Genomic DNA, 5,439 nt, shown 5'->3' with positions numbered 1-5,439 from the left:
GTTGGGTGTCTTACCCACCGCATCAATCAGTGTTTTCAACAACGCCATGCAGCTGAGGAAACGCTCAGGGCCGCTGCGCTCGAAGGCCAGTTCGGCAGTCACTTGATCCCAACCTTTTCCTTCCGTGCCGATCAGCGCGTCGGCGGGCAACCGCACATTGTCGAAAAACACTTCGTTGAAGTGCTCGCCACCGGCCAGGTCGCGAATAGGTCGGATGGTGATGCCGGGCAGGCTCAAATCGACGATGAATTGCGACATGCCCTCATGGCGGGCCGCCTGCTTTTCGCCGGTACGCACCAGGGCAATCATGTACTGCGAATGATGGGCGTTAGTGGTCCAGACCTTCTGGCCATTGAGTAGCCAGCTATCGCCCTCACGGACGGCCGTGCTCTTGATCGATGCCAGGTCAGAGCCGGAATTGGGCTCGCTCATGCCGATGCAGAAGTAGCTTTCACCCCGGCAAATAGCCGGCAGGTAATGTTGCTTTTGCTCCTCGGTACCGAAGCGATTGATCAGCGGCCCGCTTTGCCGGTCGGCGATCCAATGGGCCGATACCGGTGCACCGGCCGCCAGCAATTCTTCAATAATCACATAACGGGCAAACGGCCCCGCCTCTGCACCGCCGTACGCCTTGGGCAAGGCCATGCCGACCCAACCCCTGGCGCCAAGTTTTTTACTGAACTCAGCGCTGAAGCCCATCCAGGATTGGGCACTCAAGGTCGGTGGGTAATCGGCCAACGTGTCGTGAATGAATGCCCGCACTTCTGCGCGAAGCGCTTCCGCCTCGGGAGGAATATTGCTGTAGGTAAATTGACTGATTGCCATATGCGCTCTCTAACGCTGAACACAGGCGCAATCGCTTCGAACGAAGCGACCACAGAACGGCAGCCACTCCTGCAACCGCCGTTGGCCGACGGCTGCAGGAGCAGCGGCACCTTACAACGCGGTTTGCGCGTCAGCCTGAGCAAACATCGCATTGATGTCGCCAGAGGTGACCGGCTTGTTGTCGTGGCGACCATGATCGGCACCACCCAAGCCCAGGGCAGGCTCGATGCTGACGTGTGTCGCTTGAGCCCGCAGCGCGCCGACCGTGCAATTTTCACGACCGTGAATAGAGAACGGATCGAAGGAGAACTCACGCATCGCGTTCAAGTGAGTGACCTTGTCGATCATCTCTTTTGGCAGGTGCTGCAACCCAGCCCATGCTGTTTCTGGCGAGTTCGGCCAGGTGCAGTCAGAGTGCGGGTAATCGCTTTCCCAAGTAACCATCTCGGCGTTCAAGTAGTCGAGGTTCTTCAGGCCGAAGTTGTCTTCGATAAAGCAGGTGATGAAGTGCTTGTTGAAGATGTCGCTCGGCATCTTCCCGTCGAAGTTGGAGTTGGTCCACGCGTTGTGATGACGGTGCGTGAAGTCCGCGCGTTCCAGCAGGTATGGAATCCAGCCGATGCCGCCTTCGGATAGCGCCATGCGCAGGTCCGGGAATTTCTTCCACATCGGCGCCCAGATCCAGTCCGCCGCAGAGTTGGCGATGGAAATCGGCATGGAGGTAATCCAGGCATCGATTGGCGACATATCCGATGCGTGGTTGGCTTTGACGCCGGTACCGATATGGCAGCAGATGACTACTTTGTTATCGCTGCAGGCCTTCCACAGTGGATCCCAGTAATCGCTATGGATCGACGGGTAACCGTGAATCGCCGGGTTGTCAGACAGCGACAGTGCGTGAACGCCCTGTTTAGCCAGACGAACTACTTCGGCAGCGGCGGCTTTCATGTCCCACCACGGCACGATCATCAGCGGAATGAAACGACCTGGCGCAGCGTTGCACCAGTCGTGCAAATGCCAGTCGTTATAGGCCTGGATAGCGGCCATCGATACTTCACGATCAGCGTGCACCTGGAAGCGTTGCCCGGCAAAGCCCGGGAAGGTTGGAAAGCACAATGAACCGAGGACGCCGTTGGCGTTCATGTCGTCGACACGGTCCTTGATGTTCCAGGTGCCACGGCGCATTTGCTCGTAGCCCAACGGCTCCATGCCGTATTCCTCTTTAGGTCGACCGACCACAGAGTTCAGGCCCATGTAGCCAGTAGCCTGCTCCTCGAAGACCCACACATCACGGTCACCTTTCTTGACCACGTGAGGCTCACGCCCCTTGAAACGGGCAGGCATGTGGCGAGCAAACGCATTCGGCGGCTCGATCGCGTGGTCATCGACACTGACGAGAATCAGATCTTCAACTTTCATTGTTTTCCCCTTCGCATTCGGGCTTGTTGTTGTGCCTGAATCATAGTGCACATCTTAACTTAATTAAACACATTTTTTGAATGTGTTCATATTAATTCGACACAAGGGAAAAATCTTGAGGTAGAGCGCGCTGAACCGCGGCAGGCGCAAGGCCTGTCGCGGTTCAACCAGAGGATTTACGAGAGGGGTACGGACGCCGTTCAGTCCCACAACACATGCAGGTAATGCGGACCGCGCAGCTGTGCACCGACGATCTGCGGCCCCGGCTTGTCTGGGTCGAGGCGGATATTAGGCATCAAGTCGAGGATCGCATTCAGTGCGCAATTGATCTCGGTTTTGGCAACGAACTGACCGATACACATGTGTGGGCCAAAGCCGAAGCCAAACGAAGGTTTTGGCTTGCGGTCGATGTCGAATTTATCGGCGTTTTCGAACGCATCCTCATCGCGGTTGGCGGAGGTAACGATGCATTGCACCATCGCCCCTTTGGGGATGGGCACACCGCGAATCTCCAGATCCTTGGCGGCCTGGCGCACCTTGAAGGTGGCCACAGGCTCAAAACGCACAGCTTCATCGATGGCCTTGTTTACAAGGCTACGATCATTGCGCACCCGTTCCAGCACATCCGGATTTTGCAGAAGCAATGCCATCAAGGTTCCGAAGGTGCGGGTCGTGGTTTCGCTGGCAGCCGGGAGCAGTGAGCGCACGAAGGTGGTGATCTCATGATCGTCCAGGGAACGCCCCTGGTACTCGACGCCGATCAGTCGGCTGATCAAGTCATCCCCCGATGCACCCGCTGCCCGACGCTCGGCTACCACCACTTTCACTACGTCGTACAGCGCTTGTGCGGCGTGCATCGCGGCGCCACGGGCGGCTGCGGCCTTCTCTGGGTCGACTTGCGGACCGGCCAGAATTGCCAATGCCCAGGCCGCGTATTGCTCGATTTGCTCAGGGCGATCTTCAGGAAAGCCGATCAAGGAGTAAATCACCCGGATCGGGAAATACAGGGCGAAGTCCATCAGGTCACCCCCCTTGGCGGGTACCATTGGCTTGATGTATTCCTCGCGAATCACCCGGTCGATCCTGGTTTCTTTCCAGCGATTAACCGTATCCGGCATGAATACCGGTTGCAGCAGATTACGCATACTCTTGTGAGCATCGCCATCCATTGCCGTGAGGATCAAACCATCGAAAAACGCACCCAGCCCTTCGGCGATAAAGCCGCTGGTAAATGTACCGGCGTCACGCATGACAGCCATGACATCGTCGTATTTGAACAACGTGAAGGTGGGTCGGTCGGCATCCAGGCCGGCAATTGATGGCACGCCCAGGCGCGCCATGAAGTTGTCTTGGAGCACGGGTGAATTGGCGCGCATCTCGCTGTAGGTCGCGTGAAGATCGATATCACTGGTGCCGCGATAATTGCTGGCAACGTCGGTAAATACCTTGGTCAGGTCGCTCTGTACCGGTGTGGACATGATCGTCTCCGTTATTATTGTCATTATTTTTTGAGTCAGCCTGCAGAAGGCTATACATTCCGGCTAATAATAGGCCTAAGCAGAACAGTATTGGACACTTATCAATAATTCGATCAATTATTTCAGATGAGCAACCTGCTCAGTAGGCCTGTTGCACCAATGTCATGCGGCCACCCGCCAACATCAGCGCGCAGTACATCCCAAGCTCTACCACTTGGGCAGTGGAGAAAAACGCGCCCAGTTGAGTAAATTGCTCGTCATCGATGCTCAGGTAATCGCTGGCAAACAACTCGGCGTAGCGCAGCGCTGCACGCTCGGCTGGCGTGAAGTGCTCGCTGTCCGTCGCCATGCACGCAATATCCTCATCCGTCACACGGTCGGATTTACGCGCCAGCTGGCAGGCCTGGCAGGTGGTGATGCTGGCAATTTTCAGCCGCACCAGTTCGCGCAAACGCTCATCCAGCAGACTGTCGCTGTGCAGGCTCTCCATCAAACCCAGCCAGGCCAACGCCACCTTGGGTCGATGTGCCCAGACCTGCACCGGCGTTGTAGAGCTGAGCATGCGGCTGCGCTGACCACGCTCGACCGCGTCTTGCAACGCGGCCGGCATGGCATCCAGGGGTATCAACGGCAAGCGAGCCATCTCAATCGAGCCGTTCAATGATGGTCGCCGTGCCCATACCACCGGCGCAGCAAATGGCTTGCAACCCATAACGCCCGCCACGGCGCTCGAGTTCATTCAACATCGTGGTCATCAAGCGCGCGCCGCTGGCCCCCAATGGGTGTCCGAGGGCGATGGCGCCACCATTGACGTTCAACTTGCTGTGCGGCACACCGGTCTCCTGCATCCAGGCCAACGGCACGGAGGCAAAAGCTTCGTTGACCTCAAACAGATCAATGTCATTGATACTTAGTCCTGCCTTGCCAAGTACCTTTTGGGTAGCGGCAATCGGGCCGGTTAGCATCAATGTCGGGTCAGAGCCGACTGTGGTGAAGGCCACAACACGCGCTCGTGCTTTGAGGCCGAGTTTTTTCGCGGTGTCGGCACTCATCAACAGCAACGCTGCCGCACCGTCGGAGATCTGCGACGAGTTACCAGCGGTGATGCGCCCGGTGTCCGGACGAAAACTGGTTTTGAGCGTCGAGAGTTTTTCCCGCGAAGTGTCACGGCGAATGGTTTCATCGTGACGCAACACAACAGCTGGATCCGTCAGCTCTTTTTCACGGAGCTCTTCAACCACCACCGGTATTGTTTCATTATCGAAGTAACCGGCATCGGAGGCAGCCGCTGCACGCTGGTGACTGGCGAAAGCGAAATCGTCCAGCGCATCGCGGCTGAGCGCCCACTTGTCGGCCATACGCTCAGCCGCCTCCCCCTGACTGGTCAGCTCATAACGTTGCGCCGCCATCCAGCCAAACGCCGCGCCGTGGATCTCACGATTGCTACCCATAGGCACGCGACTCATGTTTTCCGCGCCACCCGCCACCACAATATCGGCGGCACCCGCCGCAATGGCGCCAGCAGCCATATGCACGGCCACTTCACCCGAACCGCATTTACGGTCGATGGTCAGCCCCGCAACGGTGACCGGCCAGCCGGCACCGAGCAAAGCCGTGCGCGCAATATTGGCGGACTGCTCGCCAATTTGCGTGACATTGCCGAAGATCACGTCATCGACCAGCGTCGGCGATACATCAACCCGCTCCAGCAATCGGT

General features: G+C 57.6%; 5 protein-coding genes. All 5 read right to left on the bottom strand.

Features of this window, described 5'->3' with window-relative positions; all coding sequences use genetic code 11:
* On the bottom strand, positions 1-825 hold an 825-nt coding region (locus AC1DSG_RS27030), incomplete at its 3' end, for an acyl-CoA dehydrogenase family protein (RefSeq protein ID WP_477793617.1).
* A 111-nt stretch (positions 826-936) separates the two neighbouring features.
* Positions 937-2,244 carry an amidohydrolase family protein gene (locus AC1DSG_RS27025; protein WP_007943812.1) on the bottom strand — a complete coding sequence of 436 codons (1,308 nt, stop codon included), beginning with the start codon at positions 2,242-2,244 and terminating at the stop codon, positions 937-939.
* A 200-nt stretch (positions 2,245-2,444) separates the two neighbouring features.
* Entirely contained in the window at positions 2,445-3,722 is a 1,278-nt protein-coding gene (locus AC1DSG_RS27020; protein WP_477793616.1) for a cytochrome P450, read from the bottom strand.
* A gap of 139 nt (positions 3,723-3,861) precedes the next feature.
* Complete coding sequence (locus AC1DSG_RS27015) at positions 3,862-4,365, bottom strand: carboxymuconolactone decarboxylase family protein (RefSeq protein ID WP_477793618.1); 504 nt, start codon at positions 4,363-4,365, stop codon at positions 3,862-3,864.
* Position 4,366: 1 nt separating this feature from the next.
* On the bottom strand, positions 4,367-5,439 hold a 1,073-nt coding region (locus AC1DSG_RS27010; protein ID WP_477793615.1), incomplete at its 5' end, for a thiolase family protein.

The sequence above is a fragment of the Pseudomonas sp. P5_A12 genome, from assembly GCF_056400685.1.
Note: the sequence above shows the minus strand (reverse complement) of the source record. Positions and strands in the feature narration are given on the sequence as shown.

Bases quoted from the DNA above. Each gene is read 5' to 3' on its own strand.
- AC1DSG_RS27025 (WP_007943812.1), bottom strand. From the start codon at position 2,244: ATGAAAGTTGAAGATCTGATTCTCGTCAGTGTCGATGACCACGCGATC.
- AC1DSG_RS27020 (WP_477793616.1), bottom strand. From the start codon at position 3,722: ATGTCCACACCGGTACAGAGCGACCTGACCAAGGTATTTACCGACGTT.
- AC1DSG_RS27015 (WP_477793618.1), bottom strand. From the start codon at position 4,365: ATGGCTCGCTTGCCGTTGATACCCCTGGATGCCATGCCGGCCGCGTTG.